Annotated in this window: 25 protein-coding genes; 8 read left to right on the forward strand and 17 right to left on the reverse strand. The window is 69.8% G+C overall.

Annotated features, from left to right (window positions below; genetic code table 11):
• Window positions 1–85: 85 nt before the first annotated feature.
• Entirely contained in the window at window positions 86–1,135 is a 1,050-nt protein-coding gene (locus ABD289_RS10365; RefSeq protein WP_344129308.1) for an NAD(P)-dependent alcohol dehydrogenase, read from the reverse strand.
• Window positions 1,136–1,240: 105 nt separating this feature from the next.
• Here ABD289_RS10365 and ABD289_RS10370 point away from each other — a divergent pair, with 105 nt between their 5' ends.
• The 4 genes from ABD289_RS10370 (at window position 1,241) to ABD289_RS10385 (ending at window position 5,479) form a co-directional block, all read left to right on the forward strand.
• Window positions 1,241–1,840 (forward strand): TetR/AcrR family transcriptional regulator, encoded by a 600-nt coding sequence (locus ABD289_RS10370; protein WP_425564650.1) that lies wholly within the window; start codon window positions 1,241–1,243, stop codon window positions 1,838–1,840.
• Window positions 1,841–2,225: 385 nt separating this feature from the next.
• Window positions 2,226–2,369, forward strand: a complete 144-nt coding sequence (locus tag ABD289_RS10375; protein WP_344129314.1) for an SGNH/GDSL hydrolase family protein — start codon at window positions 2,226–2,228, stop codon at window positions 2,367–2,369.
• A gap of 68 nt (window positions 2,370–2,437) precedes the next feature.
• Window positions 2,438–4,381 carry an aconitate hydratase gene (locus ABD289_RS10380; protein WP_344129317.1) on the forward strand — a complete coding sequence of 648 codons (1,944 nt, stop codon included), beginning with the start codon at window positions 2,438–2,440 and terminating at the stop codon, window positions 4,379–4,381.
• A gap of 342 nt (window positions 4,382–4,723) precedes the next feature.
• Window positions 4,724–5,479 carry an IclR family transcriptional regulator domain-containing protein gene (locus tag ABD289_RS10385; protein WP_344129320.1) on the forward strand — a complete coding sequence of 252 codons (756 nt, stop codon included), beginning with the start codon at window positions 4,724–4,726 and terminating at the stop codon, window positions 5,477–5,479.
• 102 nt (window positions 5,480–5,581) lie between these two features.
• Here ABD289_RS10385 and ABD289_RS10390 read toward each other — a convergent pair whose 3' ends face one another.
• From ABD289_RS10390 to ABD289_RS10400, 3 genes are all read right to left on the reverse strand, one after another.
• Window positions 5,582–6,433, reverse strand: a complete 852-nt coding sequence (locus ABD289_RS10390; protein ID WP_344129323.1) for a glycine/sarcosine N-methyltransferase — start codon at window positions 6,431–6,433, stop codon at window positions 5,582–5,584.
• A 314-nt stretch (window positions 6,434–6,747) separates the two neighbouring features.
• Window positions 6,748–7,395: a response regulator gene (locus tag ABD289_RS10395; RefSeq protein ID WP_344129326.1), complete on the reverse strand. Its 648-nt coding sequence runs from the start codon at window positions 7,393–7,395 to the stop codon at window positions 6,748–6,750.
• A 4-nt stretch (window positions 7,396–7,399) separates the two neighbouring features.
• On the reverse strand, window positions 7,400–8,350 hold the full coding sequence (locus ABD289_RS10400) for a sensor histidine kinase (RefSeq protein ID WP_344129329.1): 951 nt from the start codon (window positions 8,348–8,350) through the stop codon (window positions 7,400–7,402).
• Between the two features lie 277 nt (window positions 8,351–8,627).
• Here ABD289_RS10400 and ABD289_RS10405 point away from each other — a divergent pair, with 277 nt between their 5' ends.
• The gene (locus tag ABD289_RS10405) at window positions 8,628–9,701 is read left to right on the forward strand and encodes an acyltransferase family protein (protein ID WP_344129332.1); all 1,074 of its coding nucleotides are present in this window, start codon (window positions 8,628–8,630) and stop codon (window positions 9,699–9,701) included.
• 30 nt (window positions 9,702–9,731) lie between these two features.
• Here ABD289_RS10405 and ABD289_RS10410 read toward each other — a convergent pair whose 3' ends face one another.
• From ABD289_RS10410 to ABD289_RS10420, 3 genes are all read right to left on the reverse strand, one after another.
• Window positions 9,732–11,231, reverse strand: a complete 1,500-nt coding sequence (locus tag ABD289_RS10410) for an amidase (protein ID WP_344129335.1) — start codon at window positions 11,229–11,231, stop codon at window positions 9,732–9,734.
• Window positions 11,232–11,615: 384 nt separating this feature from the next.
• Complete coding sequence (locus ABD289_RS10415) at window positions 11,616–12,149, reverse strand: lytic transglycosylase domain-containing protein (RefSeq protein WP_344129338.1); 534 nt, start codon at window positions 12,147–12,149, stop codon at window positions 11,616–11,618.
• Window positions 12,150–12,554: 405 nt separating this feature from the next.
• Window positions 12,555–13,013 (reverse strand): RrF2 family transcriptional regulator, encoded by a 459-nt coding sequence (locus ABD289_RS10420; RefSeq protein ID WP_344129341.1) that lies wholly within the window; start codon window positions 13,011–13,013, stop codon window positions 12,555–12,557.
• Window positions 13,014–13,173: 160 nt separating this feature from the next.
• On the opposite strand from ABD289_RS10420, the gene ABD289_RS10425 reads away from it, so the two are divergent.
• Both ABD289_RS10425 and ABD289_RS10430 read left to right on the forward strand, forming a co-directional pair.
• Window positions 13,174–14,292 carry an NADH:flavin oxidoreductase gene (locus tag ABD289_RS10425; protein ID WP_344129345.1) on the forward strand — a complete coding sequence of 373 codons (1,119 nt, stop codon included), beginning with the start codon at window positions 13,174–13,176 and terminating at the stop codon, window positions 14,290–14,292.
• A 73-nt stretch (window positions 14,293–14,365) separates the two neighbouring features.
• A complete protein-coding gene (locus tag ABD289_RS10430) occupies window positions 14,366–14,683 on the forward strand; it encodes a putative quinol monooxygenase (RefSeq protein WP_344129348.1) in 318 nt (105 codons plus the stop codon).
• 125 nt (window positions 14,684–14,808) lie between these two features.
• Here ABD289_RS10430 and ABD289_RS10435 read toward each other — a convergent pair whose 3' ends face one another.
• The 5 genes from ABD289_RS10435 to ABD289_RS10455 all read right to left on the reverse strand — a co-directional run bounded on the left by ABD289_RS10435 (window position 14,809) and on the right by ABD289_RS10455 (window position 17,822).
• Window positions 14,809–15,240 (reverse strand): acyl-CoA thioesterase, encoded by a 432-nt coding sequence (locus ABD289_RS10435; protein ID WP_344129351.1) that lies wholly within the window; start codon window positions 15,238–15,240, stop codon window positions 14,809–14,811.
• Window positions 15,241–15,268: 28 nt separating this feature from the next.
• The gene (locus ABD289_RS10440; RefSeq protein WP_425564642.1) at window positions 15,269–15,715 is read right to left on the reverse strand and encodes a MarR family winged helix-turn-helix transcriptional regulator; all 447 of its coding nucleotides are present in this window, start codon (window positions 15,713–15,715) and stop codon (window positions 15,269–15,271) included.
• 9 nt (window positions 15,716–15,724) lie between these two features.
• Entirely contained in the window at window positions 15,725–16,567 is an 843-nt protein-coding gene (locus ABD289_RS10445; protein WP_344129358.1) for a p-hydroxycinnamoyl CoA hydratase/lyase, read from the reverse strand.
• A 180-nt stretch (window positions 16,568–16,747) separates the two neighbouring features.
• Window positions 16,748–17,047 (reverse strand): thioesterase, FlK family, encoded by a 300-nt coding sequence (locus tag ABD289_RS10450; RefSeq protein ID WP_344129361.1) that lies wholly within the window; start codon window positions 17,045–17,047, stop codon window positions 16,748–16,750.
• A 121-nt stretch (window positions 17,048–17,168) separates the two neighbouring features.
• Window positions 17,169–17,822 carry an alpha-ketoglutarate-dependent dioxygenase AlkB family protein gene (locus ABD289_RS10455; protein WP_344129364.1) on the reverse strand — a complete coding sequence of 218 codons (654 nt, stop codon included), beginning with the start codon at window positions 17,820–17,822 and terminating at the stop codon, window positions 17,169–17,171.
• A 492-nt stretch (window positions 17,823–18,314) separates the two neighbouring features.
• Between ABD289_RS10455 and ABD289_RS10460 the strand changes: the two genes are divergently transcribed.
• Window positions 18,315–19,214, forward strand: a complete 900-nt coding sequence (locus ABD289_RS10460) for a MerR family transcriptional regulator (RefSeq protein WP_344129367.1) — start codon at window positions 18,315–18,317, stop codon at window positions 19,212–19,214.
• Window positions 19,215–19,639: 425 nt separating this feature from the next.
• On the opposite strand, the gene lexA is transcribed toward ABD289_RS10460, so the two are convergent.
• The 5 genes from lexA to ABD289_RS10485 are packed head-to-tail and all read right to left on the reverse strand — an operon-like array spanning window position 19,640 to window position 23,792.
• Entirely contained in the window at window positions 19,640–20,290 is a 651-nt protein-coding gene (gene lexA / locus ABD289_RS10465; protein WP_344129370.1) for a transcriptional repressor LexA, read from the reverse strand.
• A 60-nt stretch (window positions 20,291–20,350) separates the two neighbouring features.
• On the reverse strand, window positions 20,351–21,373 hold the full coding sequence (locus ABD289_RS10470) for a Gfo/Idh/MocA family protein (RefSeq protein WP_344129373.1): 1,023 nt from the start codon (window positions 21,371–21,373) through the stop codon (window positions 20,351–20,353).
• Window positions 21,370–22,089, reverse strand: a complete 720-nt coding sequence (locus ABD289_RS10475; RefSeq protein WP_344129376.1) for a ThuA domain-containing protein — start codon at window positions 22,087–22,089, stop codon at window positions 21,370–21,372. The genes ABD289_RS10470 and ABD289_RS10475 overlap by 4 nt, the downstream gene beginning before the upstream one ends.
• Before the next feature lie 14 nt (window positions 22,090–22,103).
• Entirely contained in the window at window positions 22,104–22,904 is an 801-nt protein-coding gene (locus tag ABD289_RS10480) for a carbohydrate ABC transporter permease (RefSeq protein WP_344129379.1), read from the reverse strand.
• On the reverse strand, window positions 22,905–23,792 hold the full coding sequence (locus ABD289_RS10485; RefSeq protein WP_344129382.1) for a carbohydrate ABC transporter permease: 888 nt from the start codon (window positions 23,790–23,792) through the stop codon (window positions 22,905–22,907).
• Between the last annotated feature and the right edge of the window lie 6 nt (window positions 23,793–23,798).

Raw genomic sequence — 23,798 nt, forward strand, 5'->3', positions numbered from 1 at the left:
CCGCGGGCCCGGAAGGACCCGCGGCCACGAGCGCATCGCGGGCGGATCATCCGCACCGCTGCCCCGCGCCCGGGGGACGATCAGCTCACGCGCCGATGGTGGCGGTGTCGATCACGAACCGGTACCGCACGTCGCTGTTGGTGACGCGGTCGTAAGCGGTGTTGACCTGGTCGGCCGAGATCTTCTCGATCTCCGCGCCGATGCCGTGCTCGGCGCAGAAGTCCAGCATCTCCTGGGTCTCCGGCAGAGCACCGATCATCGAACCGGCCAGGGTCTTGTTGCCTGCGATCAGCGAGAAGGCGCTGTAGGACAGCGGCTCCCCGGGAGCGCCCACGTTGACCATGGCGCCACCCGGACGCAGCATGCTCAGGTAGGCGTCGACCGGCAGCTGGGCCGAGACCGTGTTGAGGATCAGGTCGAAACGGCCCTTGTTCTCGGCGAAGGTCGCCTCGTCGCTGGTGGCGAAGTAGTCCTCCGCACCGAGCTTGAGACCGTCCTCCTGCTTCTTGAGGCTCTGGCTCAGCACGGTGACCTCGGCGCCCATCGCGCTGGCGATCTTGACGGCCATGTGGCCGAGTCCGCCCAGGCCGACCACGGCGACCTTCTTGCCCGGGCCCGCACCCCACTGCTTCAGCGGCGAGTAGGTGGTGATGCCCGCGCACAGCAGCGGAGCCGCGACGTCGAGCTCGATGCCCTCCGGGATGCCGCAGACGAAGTTCTCCTGCACCACGACGTGCTGGCTGTAGCCGCCGTAGGTGTTCTCGCCGTCGAAGCCGACGCCGTTGTAGGTCTGGACGTTGCCCTTGACGCAGAACTGCTCGGTACCGGCCTGGCAGTACTCGCACTCACCGCACGAGTCGACCATGCAGCCCACGCCCACGCGGTCGCCGACCTGGTACTTCTCCACGTCCTCGCCGACGGCGGAGACCACGCCGGCGATCTCGTGACCCGGCACCATCGGGAAGATCGCCGACCCCCAGTCCTCCTTGACCTGGTGGATGTCGCTGTGGCAGATGCCCGCGAACTTGATGTCGATCAGCACGTCGTTCGGCCGCAGGTCACGTCGCTCGATCGTCGTCGGCGCCAGGGCTGCCCCCGGCGACTGCGCGGCGATAGCGTGCGTGATCGTGCTCATGAACCCTCCAAGGAAACGGACAACGGGCCATATGTGTAAGAACCCTCTTACATTGGAACGGGAGAGCACGCTTACGCATTCCCAACGACGAATGTGAGCCAGCACATGGGCGGCAAGTACCACCACGGCGACCTTCGCGCGGAGCTCGTGCGCGTCTCGCTCGACCTGATCGCCGAACGCGGCCTGGACGGGTTCTCGGTCGCCGAGATCGCGCGGCGGGCCAAGGTCAGCACCGCGGCCCCCTACCGGCACTTCGCCGACCGGGAAACCCTGCTCGCCGCGGTGGCGACCGACCTCGCCCAGCAGCTCGCCGACGAGGTCACCGAGGCGGCCGAGCAGCACGACGACCCGGTCGAAGGGCTGGCCGCGGCGGCCGGCGCGTACACCGCCAGCCTCATCCGCCGCCGCGCGGGCATGGAACTGATCAACGCCGAGCCGCTGCAGGGCGCGAAGTACGCCGAGCTGCACGACCAGACCCGCAGGCTCACCGACCAGTTCCTGCTCCGCTGCATGCAGGTCGCCACCCCGCCCCAAGCCCTGGAACTGATGGAGCAGCTGTTCACCCAAGCCCACGGCTACGGCACCTTCTGGCTCAACGGCGTCTTCACCAAACACGGCTACACCCCGGACCTGGTAGTCCGGAAATCCACCCAAGCTGCCAGGACCACCACCACCGGCCACCAAACCACTGACAGTTTTGCCTGAAACTGTCCGGACAAATCGGGCGCGAGGTCTCACAGTTTTAGGCAAAACTGTCAGCCCCCGCGCAGGACAGCGTCATCTAGCACCACAGGGACGTGGAGTGGTTGGCGGCGAGGGCCTCGATGCGGGCGATGAGGTCGCCGCGCAGCTCTCGACGAAGTCGATCGCGGCAGCCGTTTGCTCGCCGGAGACCGGCAGAACCACCAGCTGAGTGGGTGAGAGCCAGGGCGGGAAGGCGCCCGCGTGCTGTTCGACGAGATGAGCGACGGCGCGCTCGACGCTGGCCGGTGACAGTTTTGCCTGAAACTGTTGCGTGCGTTTGTCCGGACAGTTTTAGGCAAAACTGTCGCACCTCCGCTGGCGCCGCACCCACGGCCGGTTCGATGGCGTGACCGACTTCGACGCCGCCGTCCGCGACCCCTCGGCACCGGATCGCCTGGCCCCCGCCGCCGACGACGGAGATCACCTGCACCTCAACCCGAAGGGGTACGGCTTGCTCGCCGACGCCGTGCCTTCGCGATGGTTCCGGTGAGCGCGTGTTTGGGTGATCGGGTGCAGGGGTAGCCCGGTGGGCTGGCGGTATGCGATAAGGAGGCGTCCATGGCGCGGAATCTGGCGCACAAGCTCATCGCTTCGCACCTCGTCGAGGGCGAGATGTCGGTGGGAGAGCCCATCGGGTTGTCGATCGAGCAGACGCTCACGCAGGACGCGACCGGAACGCTGGTGATGCAGGAGCTCGAGTCCCTCCAGCTGGACCAGGCGCGCACCGAGTGCAGCGTGCAGTACGTCGACCACAACCTGCTGCAGGCCGACGAGCGCAACGCGGAGGACCACGAGTACCTGCGCACCGCGTGTCAGCGCTACGGCATCTGGTTCTCCAAGCCCGGCAACGGGGTCTCGCACCCGACGCACATGCAGCGCTTCGGCATCCCGGGCAAGGCGATGGTCGGCTCCGACTCGCACACCTGCGCGGCCGGCTCGCTGGGGATGCTGGCGATCGGGGTCGGCGGACTGGAGGTCGCGCTGGCGATCGCGGGCGAGCCGCTGCGGATCCGGATGCCGCAGATCTGGGGCGTGCGGCTGACCGGCGAGCTCCCGGAGTGGGTCTCGGCCAAGGACGTGATCCTGGAGATGCTGCGCCGCCACGGCGTCTCCGGCGGCGTCAACCGGATCATCGAGTACCACGGGCCGGGCCTGGCTGACCTGTCGGCGATGGACCGGCACGTCATCGCGAACATGGGTGCCGAACTCGGTGCGACGACGACCGTCTTCCCCGCCGACGACGCGGTGCGCGGATTCCTGCGCGCCGAAGGCCGCGAGCACGATTTCGAGGAGTGGCAGGCGGATCCGGAGGCGGAGTACGACGTCACCGACGAGATCGACCTGTCCGCTCTGGAGCCGCTGATCGCGAAGCCGTCAGCGCCGGACAAGGTGGTGCCGGTGCGCGAGGTCGCGGGTGAGCCGATCGGGCAGGCCGTCATCGGCTCGTCGGCCAACCCGGGGCTGCGGGACTTCGCGATCGCCGCCGCGATGGTCCACGACCGGCACAGCGCGCACACGGTGAGCTTCGACGTGAACCCGACCTCGCGGGAGATCCTGTCGGACCTGACCAAGATGGGGGCGACGTTCGACCTGATCGCCGCGGGCGCGCGGATCCACCAGTCCGGCTGCATGGGCTGCATCGGCATGGGGCAGGCGCCTGCATCGGGAACGAACTCGCTGCGCACGTTCCCGCGCAACTTCCCAGGCCGATCCGGTACGCCGGAGGACTCGGTGTGGTTGTGCTCGCCGGAGACCGCGACCGCGTCCGCGCTGACGGGCGTGATCACGGACCCGCGCGAGTCCGACCGGGCGTACCCGAAGCCGGATCTGCCGGCGCAGGCCTCGATCAACACCGCGATGCTGGTGCCCCCGGAAGCAGCCGAGCGGGCGCGCCAGATCGAGCCCGTCAAGGGCTCGAACATCTCGGCGTTGCCCGAGCTCGATCCGCTGCCGACGAGGATCGAGGCACCCGTGCTGCTCAAGACCGGTGATGACGTGTCGACCGATGAGATCTCCCCCGCCGGGGCTCGAGCGCTGCCGTACCGCTCGAACATCCCGAAGCTCGCGGAATTCAGCTTCACGCGGCTCGACCAGCACTACCCGCAGCGCGCCCGCGAACCGCACGTCGTGGTCGGCGGCGAGAACTACGGGCAGGGCTCCTCGCGGGAGCACGCCGCGATCGCCCCGCGCTACCTGGGGCTGCGGGTGGTCATCGCCAAGTCGTTCGCGCGGATCCACTGGCAGAACCTGGCGAACTTCGGCATCGTCGCGCTGACCTTCGCCGATCCGGCGGACTACGACGCGATCGAGCGCGACGACGTGCTCGTGCTGGAGAACCTGCCGGAGGCGTTGCGCTCCGGAACCGAGCTGGACGTCCGCGACGAGACCCGCGGTTTCCGGTTCCGCGCGCGGCACGCACTGTCCAACGACCAGGTCGAGTCGGTGGTGGCGGGCGGCGTGATCCCGAGGCTGGCGGCGGAGCGGGCGTCATCCCAGCGGTGATCGGTGCGGACGCCCCGCGCTGCGGGCGTCCGCGCTGGCGCACGACTCCCCCACCCGACAAAACCGCCGCCCGAACGGGCCCCGCACGGGTCTTGAACGGGCACAAGAGGTCCATGCGGTTTGCGGCGGCAGCCGCCGTCTCAAGTGCGGGACTCGACCGGCACCACCGCGGGTTCTGACGCGTCGTGTGGCGAGGACAGCCGTGACGCCGCGGTGGCTACTCGAGGAGCGGATCCCGCAGCCACGCGGCGCGTCAGGTCCGCTCCCGGCACCGCCACGCAAATCTCAAACCAGATACCTCCTAAGATCGCTGTTCACGAGAACCTACGTGGGGAGTGTCGAGTGCGTTCGGTGGAGCGGACCCTGGCGGTGCTGCGGGCGTTCTCCGCCGAGCGGGCGGAGCTGACGCTGACCGAGGTGGCGCAGGCCAGCGGGCTCGACCGGGCGGGCGCGCGGCGAATCCTGCTCGCGCTGGTCGACCTCGGCTACGTGCGGCACGAGCAGCGCCGCTTCGCGCTGACCCCGCAGGTGCTGGAGTTCGGGCACGCCTACCTGTCCAGCCGATCGTTGCCGCAGATCGCCGAGCCGCACCTGCGGCAGCTGACCTCGGAGCTGCGCGAGATGACGGCCCTGGCCGTGCTCGAGGACACCGAGATCCGCTACGTGGCGCAGGTCCCCAGCCCGAAGCTGCTCGGAGTGGAGATCCCGGTCGGCACTCGGTTGCCCGCGCACGCCACGTCGATGGGCAAGGTGCTGCTCGCCGCGGTCGCCCCGGAGCGACTGGAAGCGGGGTTGCGCACGGCGGAACTGCCCGCTCTCACCCAGCACACGGTGACCACCCGCAGGGAACTGCTGGCCGAGCTGGCCCAGATCCGCAAGCAGGGCTATGTGATCGCCGACGACGAGCTCGAGGAAGGACTGCGCGGCGTGGCGGTGCCGGTGCACGACGCGGACGGCCGGGTGTGCGCGGCGGCCAACGTGTCGCTGGACGTGCGCTCCTCCACCGAGGACGGGGTGCGCCGGGAGATCGTGCCGCTGCTGGCGGAGACGGCTGCCCGGATCGAGGCTGACCTGCAGCTGAGACCGCGGCACCGGTGAGCACACCGGCGCCGCGGTCTCGGACGGAGCGGGCGGTCACGTCGGTTGCCGCCCCTTGATCACGCGCGCCTGGCCCGATCGGATCGCCGAGCGCGCGAGCGCTCAGTCACCGGGTTCCTCGACGTAGCGCTTCTCCGCGACGTGGATGTAGAAGTCGGGCTCGTGCTCGGTGGCGGTCTCCTGGAAGTCGCCGTAGGTGTCGATGCGCTGGAAGCCGACCTCGTGCAGCAGACCGCGCACGTAATCGCGCCGCAGCGGGTACATGTTCAGGAAGTACTCGCCGCCGTCGTCGAAGGTGTACTTGTAGCGGGCCAGCCCGTCGTCGACGTGGTCGGGAACCGCGTTGACCTCTTCGCCGCAGTAGTAGTACGTGCTCTTGCCGGTGGCCTTGCCGTCGAGCAGCGCGTCGTAGTTGCGCTGGTCGAGGATCAGCACCCCGTCGTGCTTGAGCATCGCGTAGAACTCGGCGAGCGCCTTGCGCCGGTCGAGCTCGGAGAACAGGTGGGTGAACGAATTGCCCAGGCAGATCACCGCGTCGAACTCGCCGTGCACGTCGCGGTTGAGCATGCGCCAGTCGGCGTTGACCACGCGGAGGAGGTGACCGCCGTTCTCCAGGCCGTTGCGGAAGGCCTTGGCCAGCATCTGCGGGCTGCCGTCGACGCTTACGGTCTCGAAACCGGCTTCCAGCAGCTGCACCGAGTGAAATCCGGTACCGGTCGCGGCGTCGAGAACTCGGCGCGCACCGCGGGACTTGAGCTGATCGACGAAGAACCGACCCTCGCCTTCGGCACGCCGCGGCCAGTCGATCAGATCGTCCCACTTGTCGACGATGCCGCCGACGTACTCCTGGGCGTAGTGGTCGCTCTGCCGCACCGCGATCGGGTCGTCACCGAATTCCTGCTCGCGAACCTCGAATAATTCGTTCGCGCTCTCGACCTGAACGTCTTTCAACATGTCCCTTTCCTCGAATCGCTCGAAAATCGGCCGCGCGCTGCCGGGAAATATTCCGCACCGGAATTCCGACGTCGCGAACGACACTAATCGCGAGAAGGAACGGGGCAAGGCCTCGAAGCGCACCGAACCGCTGCCGAAGCCACCGGGCGCGCACCACCGGCGCGCTCGCCGCGGCGCGGTTGACCAGTGGAAAGCACCCTCCCGGCGAGCCCTCGGACCGCGCTCGAATCCATCCGCCGCCTCGTTCCCCGGGCGAACCCGGGTGTCGCTGAGCGAACAGGACGTGTCCCGCGCCCGATCGCGCGCACGGGCGGTCAGGGCTCGATGAGCCCGGCGCGAATGGCGTAGCGGGTGAGCTCGAGTCGGTCGCGCATGCCGAGCTTGGTCATCAGGTTCGCGCGGTGGCGCTCGACGGTCTTGACGCTGATGAACAGCAGGTCCGCGATGTCCTTGGAGGAGTTGCCCTCGGCGACCAGCTTGAGGATCTCCTCCTCGCGGTCGGTGATCGCCTTGTCCGGGAGCTCGCCCTGGGTCGCCCGGTCGACGTAGCTGCGGATCAAGGCCGTCACCGCCGCCGGGTACAGGAACGGCTCACCGCGCATCGCCGCCCGGCAGGCCTCCACGAGATCGCGGTCGGCCACCGACTTGAGGACGTATCCCGAGGCGCCCGCCTTGAGCGCTTCGAACAGGTACTCCTCGTTGTCGTACATGGTCAGGATCAGGATCCGCAGCTGCGGCAGCCGCTGGGACAGCTGTCGAGCCGCCTGCAGGCCGGTCAGCCGCGGCATGGCGATGTCCAGGATCGCCAGGTCCGGCGGGTCCTCGGTGGCGATGTCGATGACCTCGGCGCCGTCGCCCGCCTCGGCGACCACGGTCAGGTCCGGCTCGTTGTCGAGGATCATCCGCACGCCGCGACGGACCAGCGCGTGGTCGTCGGCCAGCAGGATCCGGGTCTCGGACATGGGTTCAGGCGCTCCTGTTCGGCAGGTGGAGGAGAACTTCGGTGCCGCCGTCCGGAGCATCGCCGATGGTCAGCTCGGCGCCCACCAGCAACGCGCGTTCGCGCATGCCGCGGATGCCGGCGCCCTCGGGTGCCTCGCCGATACCGCGACCGTCGTCGCGGACGCGCAGGCGGATTCCGTGCTCGTCGCTGCGCAGCAGCACGTCGAGGTGGACTGCGCCGGAGTGCCGGGTGGCGTTGGTGATGCTCTCCTGCGCCACCCGGTAGATCACCAGCTCGGCCGAGTCGTCCAGCCCGGGGAGTTCGCCGTCGACGCGGCATCGCGCGGCCAGTCCGGCGTGATCGCGGGCCTCGACGGTCAGCGACTTCAACGCGCTGGCCAGGCCGAGCTCCTCGAGGACACCGGGCCGCAACCGCCGCGCGATGCGGCTGATCTCGTCGAGGCTGTCGCGGGTGATCTCCTGCACCTGGTGCAGCGAGGTGGCCACCGCCCCCGGGGCCTCGTCGGCGACGTGCTTGAGCTCCAGCAGAACTGCGGTGAGGCTCTGGCCGACCTCGTCATGCAGCTCGCGCGCGATCCGGCGGCGCTCGGCCTCCTGCGCCGACAGCGCGCGGGCGTTGCTCGTGGCGCGTTCGGTCTCCAGGCGGTCGAGCATCGCGTTGAACGCGGAGATCAGCGCGGCGACCTCGCCGTGCCCGCTGACCGCGGGCCGGGAGGCGCCCGGCCGGAGCAGGTCCACCGAGGTCATCGCCCGGATGAGCCTGCCGAGCGGCCGAAAGCCGATGCGCAGCAGCACCAGGTTGGCCACCAGCATCGCCATCAGCCCGACCAGCACGACCACGACCTCCGCCGAGGAGACCGGGGCCGAGATGGTGGCCGGGCTGAGCATCAACACCGCAGCCGCGGCCACGAACACCGCCGCGTTGAGCAAGAAGATGCGCCAGAACAGCGACACCGCTTATCAGCCTCCTCCGCACGTCGTCGGGACAACTATCGCTGCGCCCCGACCGCCCGGAAGACCCGCCCCCGCGATCTAGGGGCCGACCCCAGATCGAAATGGGTGCTGCCACCGATGCGATACGTCCTCCGTTCGGGTGAGGATGGCGCGAGGGCGCCGGACGCGCGCCTGGTTTCGGGGGGCCGGACGCACGTCCGGCCTTCTGCTGCCCTGCGGACGGTGTCGTTCGTGCGCACGCCGCCGTGGGGACTTTGGGCACGGAGGACGAACGCAAGTGGCGAGCAGTCGTCGGAAGATCAGCTGGGACCTGGTACGCGCAGGCTGCGTGGTGCTGGTGATGCTCTACCACTCGACCAGTTTGAGCACCTGGCTGCACCCGGAGTTCGATCCGCGGCCCCTCACCTTCCCGTTCCAGGTCGGAGCCAGCATGCTGCTGGTGGTATCGGCCTACTTCGCCTGCGTGACCATCGGGCGCGGCTCGATGCTGAAGTACTGGTGGGGACGTGTCGCCCGGCTGCTGCCGTCGTTCCTGGCCGCGGTCGTGGTGATCTTCCTGCTGCTGCGGCTGTTCCCGATCGACGGCTGGTTCTACCCGGAGCTCCGCGATCTGCGGGCGAACCTGCTGATGCTGTGGCACTGGAAACCGCAGGACTACTGGTTCATCGACGGCTCGCACTGGACCGTGCCGCTGCAGCTGATGGGCTTCACGGCGGCGAGCCTGCTGTACGCGAGCCGCTGGGGGCACGGCAAGCGGATGATCGCCGTGATGTGGACGGCCGTGCTGCTGCCGCTGCTGCAGTGGCCGATCCGCGTGGACACCCCGCCCGAGACCTACCGGATGCTCGTCGACGGGTTCGGACTGCACAGATGGCACCTGTTCATCGCAGGCGTGGCCATCTGGATGTGGTCCACCCGGCGCATCGGCGACGGCCACTTCGCCGGGCTGCTGGTGGCGTGCATGACCGCGCAGGCGTTCCACAACTACGCCAACACCCCGGACGGCCTGGTCGCGGACTGGGGATCCACGATCGCGGTCTGGATCGGCATCTGCGTGCTCGCCGTCGTGGCGCGCGGCCCGGACTGGGACCGCGTCATCCCGCTGCGCGCCCAGCGCGCCGTGACCTGGTTCGCGGGCATCTCCTACGGCGTGTTCCTGATGCACCAGGCGGTCGGCTACGTCGTGATGCGCAAGCTGCAGGACCACGGCTTCGGCCCCGGGTTCCAGGTGCTCGGCATGCTGCTCGTCGGCACGTTGCTGGGCTGGGCCCTGACCAAGGTCGTCGAGAAGCCCGCGCACCGGTTCCTGATGAAGCCCTTCCAGCCCAAGCCCGACCGCGTCGCGGCCTGACCCGGGCGGAAGGCAACTTCGACCGAACGATCAGGCCGACGAGGACGTCGTGCCCCGCAAGCCCCCGGACAGCCCTCGCCACGGCGCGGCCCGCTCCAGCTGCGCGGCCAAGCGCAGCAGCAGCGACTCGCCGCGCAGCGGACCGACGAACTGCACGCCGAGCGGGAGGTCATCTGCCGTTCGGTAGAGCGGGAGGCTGATCGCGGGCCGGCCGGTGAGGTTGGCGAGCTGGGTGAACGGCACCCACGCGAGGTTGCGTTCGACGACCTGATCCACCACGCCGAGGTGCTTGAGCAGCTTCGTCGTGCCGGTGCGGAGGGCCAGCCTGCCCCCGGCCTGCTGCGCGGCGAGCATGTCCAGCGCACCGACGCGGATCGGCGGCTCGGACAAGGTCGGGGTCAGCAGCAGGTCGTAGGTCTCGTGGAAGGCGGCCAGCGCGGCGGTGTGCTCGCCGCGGCGCTCCTGCGCGGACTGCAGCTCGACCCCGCCGATGGACCTTCCCAGCGCCGCGAGCAGCAGGGTTTCCAGCTCGAAGCCCTCGTCCCCGGCACCGGTCTCGTGCTTGGCGCGGGCCACCTCGATGGCCTGGCCGACCATCCAGATGGTCAGGAAATCCCGGCCGAGCTGCCGGTCGTCGTGCGGTGGTGCGACCTCTTCGACCTGGTGGCCGAGTTCGGTGAGCAGCTCGGCGCTGCGCTCGACCGCGCGGACCGCTTCCGGGTGCGGGTCCGGGCGCAACGCGCAGCGCGTGGTGTAGCCGATGCGCAACCGGCCGGGCGGCACGTCGAGGCCACCGAGCAGCGAGTCGGGTCCGGCGGCGGCGTAGGGGCTCTCGGGCTCGTCGCCGATGATGGCGTCGAGCAGGGCCGCGGTGTCGCGGACCGTCCGGGAGATCACGCCGTTGGTGGCCAGGCCGCCGAGCGGCTCGCTGTCGCCCGGCCCGGACGGCACGAGTCCGCGTCCGGGTTTGAGACCGACCAGCCCGGTGCAGGCCGCGGGGATCCGGATCGAGCCGCCACCGTCGCTGGCCGCGGCCGCGGGCACGATGCCTGCCGCCACGGCCGCCGCGCTCCCGCCGGAGGAGCCGCCGGGAGTTCGCTCGAGATTCCACGGGTTGCGGGCCGCGCCGAGGAGATCGGACTCGGTGACGCCTTTGACGCCGAACGCGGGCGTGTTGGTCTTGCCGAAGATCACCAGCCCAGCGTCCAGCCAGCGCTGCACCACGGTGCTGGTCCGCTGGACGGGCCTGCCCTCGAACGCCCGGCACCCGTTCGAGGTCGGGAACCCGGCCAGGTGCTGGTGCAGGTCTTTGAGCAGGAACGGTACGCCCGCGAACGGGCCGGACAGGGATTGCGCGGCGCGCTGATCGGCGTGCTCGTCGAGGTGGCTGACGATGGCGTTGAGCTGCGGGTTCACCTCGCGGGCGCGTGCCCGGGCCGCGGCCAGCGCCTCGGCCGCGGTGACCTCGCCGCCGGCGATGAGCTCCGCAAGCCCGAGGCCGTCGTGCTCCAAGTATTCATCGACATCCACTGAGCCGTCTCCTTCGAAGTCGCGTCTCCCTCGATGCACAACGACCCGCGCGCGGCCGAGTCACCACCACTTCCCACGTCCTCGACGTCGTGGTGGGCTCGGTGGTGGAATCCGGGCTCTCCCCGGTGGAGGTCGGCGGCGGTTCGCTCGGCGAGGACGTCGATTCGGGCGGAGGTTCCGACGACGACGGCGGCTCGGATGGCGACGGCGGAGGCGTCGACCGCGACGAGGACGGTGGCTCCGCAGGTGGTGGCGGCGCCGGGGCGGGCTGCTGCGGCGGAGGAGGCTGCGCGGGTGCGGGCGCCGGTGCGGGCACCGGCGCCGGTGCAGGTGTGGGTGGGCGCGGCGGTGCGCCCGGGCCGGCCGGTGCCGGTCCCGCCGCGTTCAGCGGGGTCCCGGGTGGCACGTCGAGCAGCGAACCTCCCGGATCCGGACTTCCCGGCGGCAGCCCTTCGGTCGGCACACGCCGCGCGCGTAGCGATCGGCCCACGCCAGCACGGCGCTCGCGTACGCCTCGGACGGGTTGTAGCGGAAGACCGCGGCCGCCAGCCGCGCGCGATCGCGCAGGTTCGCGCCGCCGGCGCACAGATAGCGACCGGATACCAGCGACGCGTCGAAGACGTTGTGCGGATCGGCCCGGCTCGAGGCGTAGTCGCGCCAAGTGCTCGGGATGAACTGCATCGGCCCGACCGCGCGATCCCACACCGCGTCGCCGTCCAGCAGGCCGTTCTCGGTGTCGGGGATGGCCGCGATGCCCGGGCCGCCGTCGAGCCGCGGGCCCAGGATCGGCGAGAACGTCCGCCCCGAGCCGTCGACCTGACCCCCGGGCGTGGTTGGACTCGATCCGCCCGATGCCCGCCAGCACCGACCAGTGCAGCCCGCATCCCGGGTCGGGGGCCGCGAGCGAGTTAGCCGCAAGCTGATAGGCGGCCAGCGCGATGCCGGGAATCCCCAGCGTTCCCTCCGGCACCTGTCCGAGCCGCCCGGCCGAGCGCTCGAGGCCTCCTCGTTCCAGGTCGTCGTAGAACCCGGGGCTCAGCGCCCCGTCCTCGGGCAACCGTCCGTTGACACCCGGTTCGCGCGGGACCTTCGACGCCGGGCTGCCGGGCCGGGAGGGCTCGCCCTAGTCCTGCGGCTGGAGCGCGGTATCACCTTCGATCGCCATCATCGGCAGCAGCACGAGGGTTCAGCTGGTCACGGCGGTGAACCGTTCGCCGGTGAACATCGCCAACCCGCACCTCCCGCAGCACGACCACGGGACGGCAGCATTCGATCTTGAACGCGCCACCGGCGCCGCCATTCGGCGGAGCGCCCGTCAGCCGCTCACCGCGCGGAGAAACCGGAATCGGCGGAGTCGGCGTCGATCGAGCGGAACTCCCGGACGCTGTCGGCCAGCGTGCGGTCGCCGAGCGAGGCCAGCACGGCCTGTTCGGCTTCGGCGGTGAGACCTGCGAAGTAGCGGGTGGCGTTGGCGGTGGTCTCGCAGACGTGCTCGCAGTCGGGCGAGGCCCACAGCGGCTTGTCCCCGACCGCGCAGCGGTAGATCTCGGCGAGGGTGATCTCCTCGGGCGGGCGAGCCAGGCGTGCCCCACCGCCGCGCCCCTTGGTGCTGACCACCAGGCCGCCGGCCGTCAGCGGCACGAGGAGCTTGCGCACCAGGCTGGGATTGGTGCCGAGTTCCTCGGCGAACCGGGTGGAGCTGAGCACGGGCGATTCGCCCTCGGCGGCCATCGCCAACCGGATCATGACCTGCAACGCACGGCAGAACCGGATATCCAGCACGTTTCTCCACCCCCTCCCAGGACGGCGCGCAGTGTAGCAAGCCAGCCCACTCATAATAGCAACAGACACAGTTGCACTTCCTCAACCGATATCTGTACGTTTGTCATGCACACTTTAATGTCCGGGGCGCACCTGGACCGCACGACAGGAGACCCACGAGGTGACCACCCGCGCTTCGCAGGCATTGGCCCGCCCGTTCGAGCTCGGCAACATCACGCTGCCGAACCGGATCGTCATGGCTCCCATGACCCGCATGATGTCCCCCGGTGGCATCCCCGGCGAGGACGTCGCCGCCTACTACGGCCGCCGCGCGGCCGCGGGCACCGGCCTGATCATCACCGAGGGCACGCTCATCGATCACCCGCCCGCCGGGTTCAGCCCCGACATCCCGCGCTTCCACGGTGAACAGCAGCTCGCGGGCTGGTCTCGCGCCGTGGAGGCGGTGCACGCCGAAGGCGGCAAGATCATGCCGCAGATCTGGCACGTGGGCATCCAGCGCCCGGCCGGATCCGGCGCCTACCCGGACGCCCCGACCATCGGCCCGTCCGGCGTGGGGCTGGACGGCACGCCCGGTGCCGGTGCACCGATGACCCTGGGCGATGTCGACGACGTCATCCACGCATTCGCCGAGGCCGCCGCGCAGGCCGAGCGGATCGGGTTCGACGGCGTCGAGCTGCACGGTGCGCACGGCTACCTGATCGACCAGTTCCTGTGGGAGCGCACCAACCGCCGTACCGACGCCTACGGCGGTAACGCGGTGGAGCGCACCAAGTTCGCCGCCGACGTCGTGCGCGCCGTCCGCGAGCGCGTCGCCGCGGACTTCCCGGTGGTGCTGCGGTTCTCCCAGTGGAAGGCCGACAACTACGACGCCAAGCTGGCCGAGGGGCCCGAGGAGCTGGAGGCGCTGCTGTCCCCGCTGGCCGAGGCCGGTGTGGACTCCTTCCACGCCTCGGGCCGTCGCTACTGGGAGGCCGAGTTCCCGGAGGCCGACCCGGAGCTCAACATCGCGGGCTGGACCAAGAAGGTCACCGGCAAGCCGGTCATCACCGTCGGCTCGGTCGGCCTGGACCTGGCCTTCGACCCGGCGGCCGGCATGGGCTCGGGCGCTGGCGTGCAGAGCATCGAGCGACTGCTCGAGCGGTTCGAGAACGACGAGTTCGACCTGGTGGCCGTCGGCCGCGCTCTGCTGGCCGACCCGCAGTGGGCCGACAAGGTGCTCAACGACCGCCAGCAGGAGCTGGTGCCGTTCACCAAGGACGTGCTGAAGACGCTGCACTGACTTCTCGGCGCGGCTGCGTCCGGGCCTGTGCTTGACTGGCGGACGCAGCCGCATCCGCTCGGAAGGAACAACGATGCCGCGAGAAGTGGTCGTCACCGCCTTCTTCACCCCGATCGAGGGCAAGCAGGACGAACTGGTCGAGGTGCTGGCCTCGGTCATCCCGGACGTGCACGGCGAACCGGGATGCCAGTACTACGCGCTGCACGACGCGGGTGACGGCAAGCTCGCGCTCATCGAGAAGTGGGACTCCCAGCAGGCGCTGGAGGTCCACCAGCGCGCCGAGCCGATCAAACGGCTCAACGCCAAGGCCCAGGGCCTGCTCCAGGAGCCGCCGAACGTGACGGTCATGAACGCGCTGCCCCACGGCCACAGCGACAAGGGCAGTCTCTGAGGGCTGCTGCTGCGACCGGGGTTTGCGCTGCGGCGCCGGAGGACTCCGGAGGCAGCCGGCGGTATCCGCCGGCTGCCTCCGGAGATGCGTCGGTTTGCGGTGCGGGTGGCGGGACCGCGGACGGCTCAGTCCCGCACCAGGGTTTCCAGCGCCTCGCGGACGGAGTCCGGAACGGGTGTCGGGCGGCGGGTTTCGGCGTCGACGTAGACGTGCACCCACTTGCCCTCCGCCGCGCAGATCCCGTCCGCACCGAACAGGCCCAGCGCGTAGGTGACGCTGCTGCTGCCCAGCCGCGCCACCCGCAGCCCGAGCGTGACGTCGGACGGGAACCCGACCTCGGCGAAGAACCGGCACCCGGACTCGGCGACGACGTTGACCACCTCGCCCGCCGTCGGTTCCACCGCGGCGTTGGCGGCCAGCCAACCGTTGATCATGGTGTCGAACAGCTGGTAGTACACCGCGTTGTTCAGGTGGCCGTACATGTCGTTGTCGGCCCACCGAGTCGCGTAGACCTTGGTGGCCGGGAAGTCCTCGACTCGGGGCTGCGCTGTGCTCACCGCGCCATCTTCACACGAGCAGCCTCGCCTACCCCCGCCCGCTGAGCGCGTCGTGCGCGGCCTCCAGCCCCTGGCGGAAAACCGCCTGCTCGGACTCGGGAATCGCGCCGAGCAGCTCGGCCTCGATCTCGGCGACCACCGGATCGCAGCGTTGCAGCAGGTAGCGGCCGGAGTCGGTGAGGCTGATCAGCAGCACCCGGCGGTTCGCCGGATCGCGGTGGCGTTCGATGTGCCCGCGTTGCTCCAGCCAGCGCACCATCTCGTTCATCGTCTGCGGGGTGACGAACGAGCGGCGGGCCAGCTGCGCCGACGAGAGCCCCGCTCGCCTGCGCAGCACGGTGAGCGCGGTGAACTGCGTCGCGGTCAGGCCGAACGAGCGCAGCGCCTCGTCCATCCTCGCCCGGATCACCAGCTCCAGTCGTTTGACCAGGTACAACGTCAGCGGGGCATCAGACACGCCACCATCATCGCGCATCCCCGAGCATCAGTCGCGGGTGTAGGACGACAAGCCCGGGCGGAACGACTTCTCGTCCAGGAACTGCTGCATCCCGCGGCGCCTGGCCTGCTCGGTGTCCAGGAACTGGGCCTGCTCGAACTTCGCGTAGAGGTAGTCCTCGGCCTGCTCCCACGGCATCTCCTGGGCCACCTTGTAGCCGACCTTCGCCGCGCGCAGCACCTCCGGGTTCGTGGCGGCGAGCTTGGCCGCCAGCTCGCGGGTGCGCTCACGCAGCCGTTCGGCCGGAACCGCCTCGTTGACCAGCCGCATCTCGGCGGCGCGACGACCGTCGAAGGTCTCGCCGGTCATGATGAAGTACAGCGCGTCGCGCTGGCTGACGGTGGCGGCCAGCGCCCGGCTGACCACGCCCCCGGGCGGGATGCCCCAATTGATCTCGGAGAGCCCGTACTGCGCCCGCTCGTCGGAGATCGCCAGGTCGCAGGCCACCAGCGGGGTGAACGCACCGCCGAAGCACCAGCCGTTGACCATCGCGATGGTCGGCTTGGACCAGTTCGCCAGCCGCTTCCACTGCCACTCGGCGCTGGCGCGGCGCACCCGGGTCTGCAGCGATGGGTCGTGCGACTCGTCGACCTCGCGGAAGTACTCCTTGAGATCCATGCCCGCCGAGAACGACTCCCCCGCCCCGGTGAGCACCAGGACCTTGCAGCGCGGGTCGGCCTCGAGGGCGTCGAGGGTGCGCACCATCTCGTCGTTGAGCGCCGGGTTCATCGCGTTGCGCTTGTCCGGGCGGTTCAGCGTCACCCAGGCGATGCCCTCGTCGAACTCGACGAGGACGCTGTCTCCCCAGGAGCTTTCGTTGTGCGCGGGCATCCGGGCCTCCCATTAATCAGGTTTCCTGATTGTTTTCCGGAATGCTCGGCGGCCGAACGCGAACCGCGCAAGGGGTGGAGACCCACATCACCCCGCTTCGCCGCGCGGGAAGCGCGGGGGCGACGCTGGAGGACCCGCTCGTAGCCGTGCGCGAGCAGGCCGCACCAGGCTCCCCCTCGATCAGCGGCCGAGCCGCCGGTAGAAGCGATCGCGATCGACGACCGCGACCTCGTGGCGCAGCACCCCGGCCTGCTCACCGGTGTCCACGTTGACGGCGCGCGCCGTCCAGGTCGGCCGCCCGCTCACGGGATGCTGCCCCCGCTCCACCTCGATCCGAACCTGCTGGCCGGGCAGCGTCGGCGCGGTGTGCTCGTAGGTCCCACCGCGCCCCAGCATCGCGAACCCCTCGGGCACGTTCGGCGCCACGACCTCCCAGGTGGCGTCCTCGAGCATCGCGATGAGCGAGGCGGTCGCCCACACCGGTTCACCAGACCAAGATCAAAACTGAAGTGGACAATGGGAATCATTGCCATATGATCACCCGGCAGGTGGTGGCCCTTCGCTCCGGCGTGCGAGCTACGGCCTCCACAGTGGACCGGGTTCAGTCCATACCGGACTCCCGCAGCGTGATGTTGAGCCTGCCCGCGGCCAGCCCGATCGCCGGATCGGCGGTGCCGGGCCAGGTTCTCGGCACCCCGTGGTAGGCCATCCGGGACCGGCCGCCGAAGACGAACAGGTCACCGGAAGCCAGCTCGACGTCGTGCCACGGCCTGTTCCGGGTCTCGGTGTTGCCGAGGCGGAAGACGCACTCGTCGCCCAGGCTCAGCGAGACGACCGGCGCCCTGCTGACCTCGTCGCGATCCTGGTGCATGCCCATCCGGGCGTCCGAGTCGTAGAAGTTGACCAGCGCGACGTCCGGGCGGTACGCCTCGCCCGCAGCGGGATCGGCGTAGGCGTCGGAAACGGCCTGCCGCCCGAGCTCGGCGAGCCAGGACGGCAGCGGTTTCACCGGTGAGCCGTCGCCGTCGTCCACGGTTCTCGAGTAGCGGTACGGGTACCAGTGCCAGCCGAGGCAGACGGTGCGCACCGACATCCGCGCACCACTGGGCAGCCGGGCGGCGCGCAGCCCGGCAGGCGGTTCGGCCCACTCGCGGCATTCCCGCACCAGCCGCCGCTGCCACTCCGGCGACAACCAGCCGGGCACGTGCACCGCTCCGGGCGCGATCTCGGCGCGCGGACGCGGGAAGAGCTCCATCGGTGACGAGATTACTGCTCAGGAGCGCAGGAAGGACACCACGTCCTCGGCCCGCCCGGTGACCGAGCGCCCGACACCGGGCAGCACGCGCACCGAGGCCTGCGGAACCGACGCGGCAACCGTCGCACGGTCTCGGCGGTGTCGAACATGACGTCCTTCTCGCCGGCGATGACCAGCACCGGAATCCGAAGTCCGCGCAGCTGTGCGGCGGTGAACACCGGCAGTGGCTTCGTGCGCGGTTCGAACTCGGCGAAGACCGTGACCAGGTGGCCCAAGTACGGCCCGGCTCTTCCGGCGTCCAATCCTCTCAGTACGACCGCGAACAGCACCACGCATCCTTCCGTAAACTTCCCTATTGTTACATCCTTCCGTAGGGATCAGGGTATCGAGCGCGGTAGCTGCGGCTTGCGTGGAAGACGCCGGGTGATGCCCCGCACTCCCCGCAAGAATGGAGTTGAGTCTCCACCCGCTGGAGGGTTGATCGTGGTCGACGTGAGCGATCGGACCGAACTGTTCAGCATCGGCGAGCTGTCCCGGCGAACCGGGCTGGCGGTGCGCACCATCCGCTTCTGGTCGGACAGCGAGGTCATCGCGCCCGCCGGGAGATCGGCCGGGGGCTACCGGCTCTACGACTCCGCGTCCGTGGCCCGCGTCGAGCTCGTCCGGACGTTGCGCGAGCTGGGACTCGACCTCGACGCGGTGCGTCGGGTGCTGACCAGCCGGGACACGGTGCAGGACGTCGCCGAGGCGCACTTGGAGGCCCTCGACACCGAGATCCGCACCCTGCAGGTGCGCAGGGCGGTGCTGCGGTGGGTCGCTCGACGTGGAAGCACGACAGAGGAGCTGAGATTGATGAACGACGTGGCGCGCATGTCCGCCGACGAGCGGCAGCGCATCATCGACGACTTCGTCCGCGAGACCTTCGAGGGCGTCGAGGAGGCGGCACCGGGCTCGGAGATCGCCGAGGCCATGCGGACGATGCCGGCGCAGTTGCCCGACGACCCGAGCGCCGAGCAGGTCGAGGCGTGGGTGGAGCTGGCCGACCTGGTCGGCGACACCGGATTCCGCGATCGGGTGCGCGAGATGGCCGTGGCCGGTGCGCGAGGCGGCGGAGGGCCTTCCGTCGACCCGCAGCTGGTCTTCGACAACGTGCCCGCCGCGATGGCGGCCGGCATCGACCCGCGATCGGCCGAAGGGCGGGAGGTCCTGCATCGGATCATCGCTCCGGATACGCGGGCCGCGCGGCGCGCCGAGCTGGCCGACGAGCTCGCGACCTTCACCGACGAGCGGGTCGAGCGCTACTGGCAGCTGCTCGGCGTGCTCAACGGCTGGCCGGGAGCGCCCGCGCGGGTCCCGGCCTTCGAGTGGCTGATCGCGGCGCTGCGCGACTAACGGGTCCTTGCCGGACGCGGCCGAGCCGCTGCGGTGCGGGGACTCAGCCCGCGCCCCGGCGGGTTCTCGGACGCCGCCGGGCGAGGACAGCCGCAGCGCCGCGCAGGTCGCTGCTCGAGTCGCGGATCCCCCAGACCGGCGGCATCGGAGATTCCGCCACGCAACTCCCGAACTGGATATCTACTAAGGGGTCCTTGCAGGATGCGGCGGAGCCAAACGCGGTGCGGGACTCAACTCGCACCGCGGCGGGTTCCGCCGCGTCGTGCGGCGAGGACTACCGCGACGCCGGGTAAGACGGCTGCTCAAGAAGCGGATCCCGCAGCCACACGGCGGGTCAGAACCCGCCACCGGCACCGCCATGCAAGCCCCAGGCTGAACTACCTCCCAAGCGCCGGGCTGTCCTGCGCGCCGGGCTGTCCGCGACCTCAGACGTTGCGCAGGACCGAGACCACCGTTCCGAGGACGGCGGCTTCGTCGCCGTCGATGACCTCGTAATCGGGGTTGCGGGGCTCGAGGAACACGTGGCCGTTGCGACGGCGGTAGACCTTGACGGTGGCCTCCTCGTCGATCATCGCGGCGACGATCTGCCCGGAATGGGCCTCGGACTGCTGGCGGACCACCACGATGTCGCCATCGCAGATGGCGGCGTCGACCATGGAGTCGCCGCGCACCCGCAGGCCGAAGACGTTGCCCCGCCCGGTGAGCTCGCGCGGCAGGGTGAGCACGTCGTCGACGTGCTCCTCGGCAGCGATGGGCGCACCGGCGGCGATGTCGCCGACCACCGGAACCGGGACCGACGACTCGCGGGCCTCCTGCTGCGGTTCCTGCAGGAACAGGCGCACGTCGATGGGCTTGGACAAGGTGTTGCTGCGGCGCAGGAACCCCTTCTCCTCGAGCGCGGCGAGGTGGCGCGACACCGACGACGAGGAGCGCAGCCCGACGGCGTCGCCGATCTCGCGGCTGCTCGGCGCGTAGCCGTACTTGACCACGAAGTCCCGGATCACCACCAGGATGCGCTGCTGGCGCTCCGGGAGGACCGAGGTGTCCAGGTGCTCGAGTTCGTCGAATGCGGTCACCCGCGAAATGCTAACCGCCGCCCCCGAGCACCCCGCACCACGGTCCACAACGGACTCCCGTCAGGCCCCGGCGTCTCGCAGCACCTCCTCGACGCGCACCCTCGTGCGGCTCTCGGCGGAGGCGATGGCCGCGTGCACCATCGCGAGGCTGCGCAGGTTGTCGTGGCACTCGCCCATCGGCGTATCTCCGGTCCGCAGCGCGTTGACGAACTCGGCGAGCGATCCCTGCAGATCATCGCCAGGATAAGCAGCGGTGCCCGCGGGCTCCGCACCCTCCCGGAGCACTTCGGTCTCGGGTTCTCCCCCGCCGTCCCAGGTAGCGGTACCGTGCTCGGCCGACACCCGCCAGTTGCTGTTCCAGGAGGTCTCCAGCCCCGGACTGCACCAGGATCCGGTGTAGATGAAGCGGATTCCCCCGGTCATCTCGAACACCGCGGTGGTCGCGGCGTCGCCCGCGTACCAGCTCCAAGACGGGTTGAACTCCTCGCAGTACACCGCGATCGGGTCGGCATCGAGCACGAATCGCGCCGCGTCGAAGTTGTGGATGGCCATGTCCAGCACCAACGGGTGATCCATCTCCTCGCGGAACCCGCCGAAGTGCGGCGCCTTGAAGAACTCGTGGGTCAGGATGCCCACCCGACCCAGCCCGGCCGCCATCCGCTTGAGTCGCCAGAGGCCGGGATGGAAGCGGCGGTTCTGGCTGACCATGAACAGTTCGCCCGCGTCCTCCGCGGCCCGGACCAGCTTCACGGCCTCGGGCAGCGTCGCGGCCAGCGGCTTCTCGCCGAGCACCGGCAGGCCGAGTTCCAAGGCCTCCAGCGTGACCGGCAGATGTGCCACCGGCGCGGTCACGTCCACCACGGCATCGACCGCGCACCCCCGCGCGACCTCGGTCAGGGAGGTGCCGGTGACAACGCCATCCGGAGCGGCCGCGCGCGCCGCCGCTTCGTCGGCGTCGACGACGCACCGCACCTCGGCCAGTGCGCTCCGCTGGATGGCCTGCAGCCAGGCACGCCCCATCTGCCCCGCTCCGACGACCGCCAGCCGCAGGGGGCCGTCGTCGGCGATGGTCCGGAAGCTCACTCGAACCACCCCGCGGGCCGGTTCCGCAGCACCGGGCTCCGGCGCTCACCGGTCGGCACGGCCCAGCGCACCCCGTTGGCGATCACGCGCCGCACGTCCGGATGGTGGTAGACCGGGAACGCCTGGTCACCGGGACTGAAGAAGAAGATGCGCCCGTTCCCGCGGCGGAAGGTGCAACCGGACCGGAAGACCTCGCCACCGGTGAACGAGCTGATGAAGATCAGCTCGTCGGGTGCCGGGATGTCGAAGAACTCCCCGTACATCTCCTGCCGGTCGATCACGATGGGGTGTGGAACACCCTCGGCGATCGGATGTTGCGGGTCGACGGTCCAGACCACCTCCCGGTCCTCGGCGCTGCGCCAGTTCAGGTTGCAGGTGGTGCCGAGCAGCTTGCGGAAGATCTTGGACAGGTGCCCGGAGTGCAGGACGACCAGGCCCATCCCGGACAGCACGTGCCGCTGCACGCGCTCGACCACCTCGTCGTCGACGTCCTCGTGCGCCTTGTGCCCCCACCAGGTGAGCACGTCGGTTTCCTCCAGCACCGCCTCGCTGAGGCCGTGCTCGGGCTCGGCCAGGGTGGCCGTGCGCACCCGGGCGCCGGGATGGTGCTCGGCGACCGCCGCGGCGACCGCGCCGTGAATACCGTCCGGGTAGCGCTCGGCGACGTCGTCCTCGGTGGTCTCGTGGACGTTCTCGTTCCACACCGTGACCCGCATGGATGTTCCCTCCCTCATTTGACTGACCCTCCGCTGATCCCGGAGACGATGTGCCGCTGGGCGAAGACCAGCAGAACCGCCGCCGGCAGCGATGCCAGGACCGCGGTGGCCATCACCGCGCTCCAATCCGTGGTGTCGACGCCCAGGTAGTCGTAAATGCCCAAGGTGACCGGTTTGACGTCGTCGGTGGTGTTCAGCGTCAGCGCGAACAGAAAGTCGCTCCAGGCGAACAGGAATGCGAAGACACCGCCGGTGATGAGCGCGTTGCGGCACATCGGCAGCACCACGGAGATGAACGTGCGAAAGCGGTTGGCTCCGTCGACCATCGCGGCCTCGAGCACCTCGCCGGGCAGTCCGGCCATGAACGCGCGCATCAGCACCGTCACGAACGGGACGCCCAACGCCGCGTCCGCCGGGATCAGCCCCAGGTACGAATTGACCAGGTGCAGATCCACGTAGGCGTTGTAGACCGCGTTCGCCACCACGATGTCGGGCACCATCTGCGCCACCAGCGCGCCGAAGAGCACCAAGTGCATCCCCGGCAGCCGAAAGCGGCCGAGGGCGTACGCGGCGGGTGCGGAGATCGCCAGGCACAGCGCCGCCGCACCGAACGCGACCACCAGGCTGGTCAGCATCGCGCCGCCCTGGTCGCGCAGCGCCGCGACGAACCCGCCGAATCCGGCATCGGTGGGTACCGCGCTCAACGCGGCGAGGCCGCTGCCCGGCTGGAGCGCGATGTTGAGCATCCAGTACAGCGGGAACAGCAGCACGGCCACGATTCCCAGCCCCACGGCGGTCGAGGTCGCCGATCGCATTCAGCTCACCTCCTTGCGATTGGTGCGCAGGTAGATCACCGCGAAGACCAGGCAGGCGCCCATCAGGACGTTGCCCACGACCGCGCCGCGGCCGAAATCGAGGTTCATGAAGGAGTTCTGGAAGACCTGGGTGCTCAGCGACTCGGTCGAATTGGCCGGGCCGCCCCCGGTGAGCACCAAGATGATGTCCAGGACCTTCACCGTGGCGATGAAGCCGAGCAGCAGGACCACGGCCACCACGGGACGCAGCATCGGCCAGGTGATGCTGCGGAAGGTGCGCCACCGGCCCGCGCCGTCGATGGCCCCCGCCTCGTAGAGGTCGCTCGGGATCTCCTGCAGACCGCCGTAGAGGATCACCATGTTGAACGGGATCCCGATCCAGATATTGACCAGCACCACCGAGAGCAGCGCGACCTGCGGACTGCTCAACCAGGGGATGTTCTGGCTGATCAGACCGGTGGCGTGCAGGAACTCGTTGAGCACCCCGCCTTCCTGGTCGAGGATCTGGCGCCACACCATGCCCGCGGCCACCAGCGGAACGAGCCACGGAAGCAGCAGCAGCGACCGCAGCAACCGGGAAAGCGGGAAGTTGCGGCGGAAGTACAGGGCCAGCAGCAGTCCGATGCCGAACTGCCCGACCAGCGACCCGACGGTGAAGAGCACCGTGTTGACCGCAGCTCGACCGAAGACCGGGTCGGCGAAGACCGCTCTCCAGTTCGCCCACCCGACGAACGGGGCCTCCCCCGTGAAGAACGTGGCGGCGGTGTAGTGCTGGAAGCTCATCACCACGTTGTTGATCAGCGGATAGCCGAAGAACGCGGCGAGGTACACGATCGCCGGGAGCAAGAACGCCCACTTGGCGAGGCGGGAACGCGCGCGGACCGTCATGACGCC

This window comes from Saccharopolyspora halophila (assembly GCF_039531955.1).
In the GTDB taxonomy this organism is placed as follows: Bacteria; Actinomycetota; Actinomycetes; order Mycobacteriales; family Pseudonocardiaceae; genus Saccharopolyspora; species Saccharopolyspora halophila.

Bases quoted from the DNA above. Each gene is read 5' to 3' on its own strand.
- ABD289_RS10365 (WP_344129308.1), bottom strand. From the start codon at position 1,135: ATGAGCACGATCACGCACGCTATCGCCGCGCAGTCGCCGGGGGCAGCC.
- ABD289_RS10370 (WP_425564650.1), top strand. From the start codon at position 1,241: ATGGGCGGCAAGTACCACCACGGCGACCTTCGCGCGGAGCTCGTGCGC.
- ABD289_RS10380 (WP_344129317.1), top strand. From the start codon at position 2,438: ATGGCGCGGAATCTGGCGCACAAGCTCATCGCTTCGCACCTCGTCGAG.
- ABD289_RS10390 (WP_344129323.1), bottom strand. From the start codon at position 6,433: ATGTTGAAAGACGTTCAGGTCGAGAGCGCGAACGAATTATTCGAGGTT.
- ABD289_RS10395 (WP_344129326.1), bottom strand. From the start codon at position 7,395: ATGTCCGAGACCCGGATCCTGCTGGCCGACGACCACGCGCTGGTCCGT.
- ABD289_RS10430 (WP_344129348.1), top strand. From the start codon at position 14,366: ATGCCGCGAGAAGTGGTCGTCACCGCCTTCTTCACCCCGATCGAGGGC.
- ABD289_RS10440 (WP_425564642.1), bottom strand. From the start codon at position 15,715: ATGCGCGATGATGGTGGCGTGTCTGATGCCCCGCTGACGTTGTACCTG.
- ABD289_RS10445 (WP_344129358.1), bottom strand. From the start codon at position 16,567: ATGCCCGCGCACAACGAAAGCTCCTGGGGAGACAGCGTCCTCGTCGAG.
- ABD289_RS10455 (WP_344129364.1), bottom strand. From the start codon at position 17,822: ATGGAGCTCTTCCCGCGTCCGCGCGCCGAGATCGCGCCCGGAGCGGTG.
- ABD289_RS10475 (WP_344129376.1), bottom strand. From the start codon at position 22,089: ATGCGGGTCACGGTGTGGAACGAGAACGTCCACGAGACCACCGAGGAC.
- ABD289_RS10480 (WP_344129379.1), bottom strand. From the start codon at position 22,904: ATGCGATCGGCGACCTCGACCGCCGTGGGGCTGGGAATCGTGGCCGTG.
- ABD289_RS10485 (WP_344129382.1), bottom strand. From the start codon at position 23,792: ATGACGGTCCGCGCGCGTTCCCGCCTCGCCAAGTGGGCGTTCTTGCTC.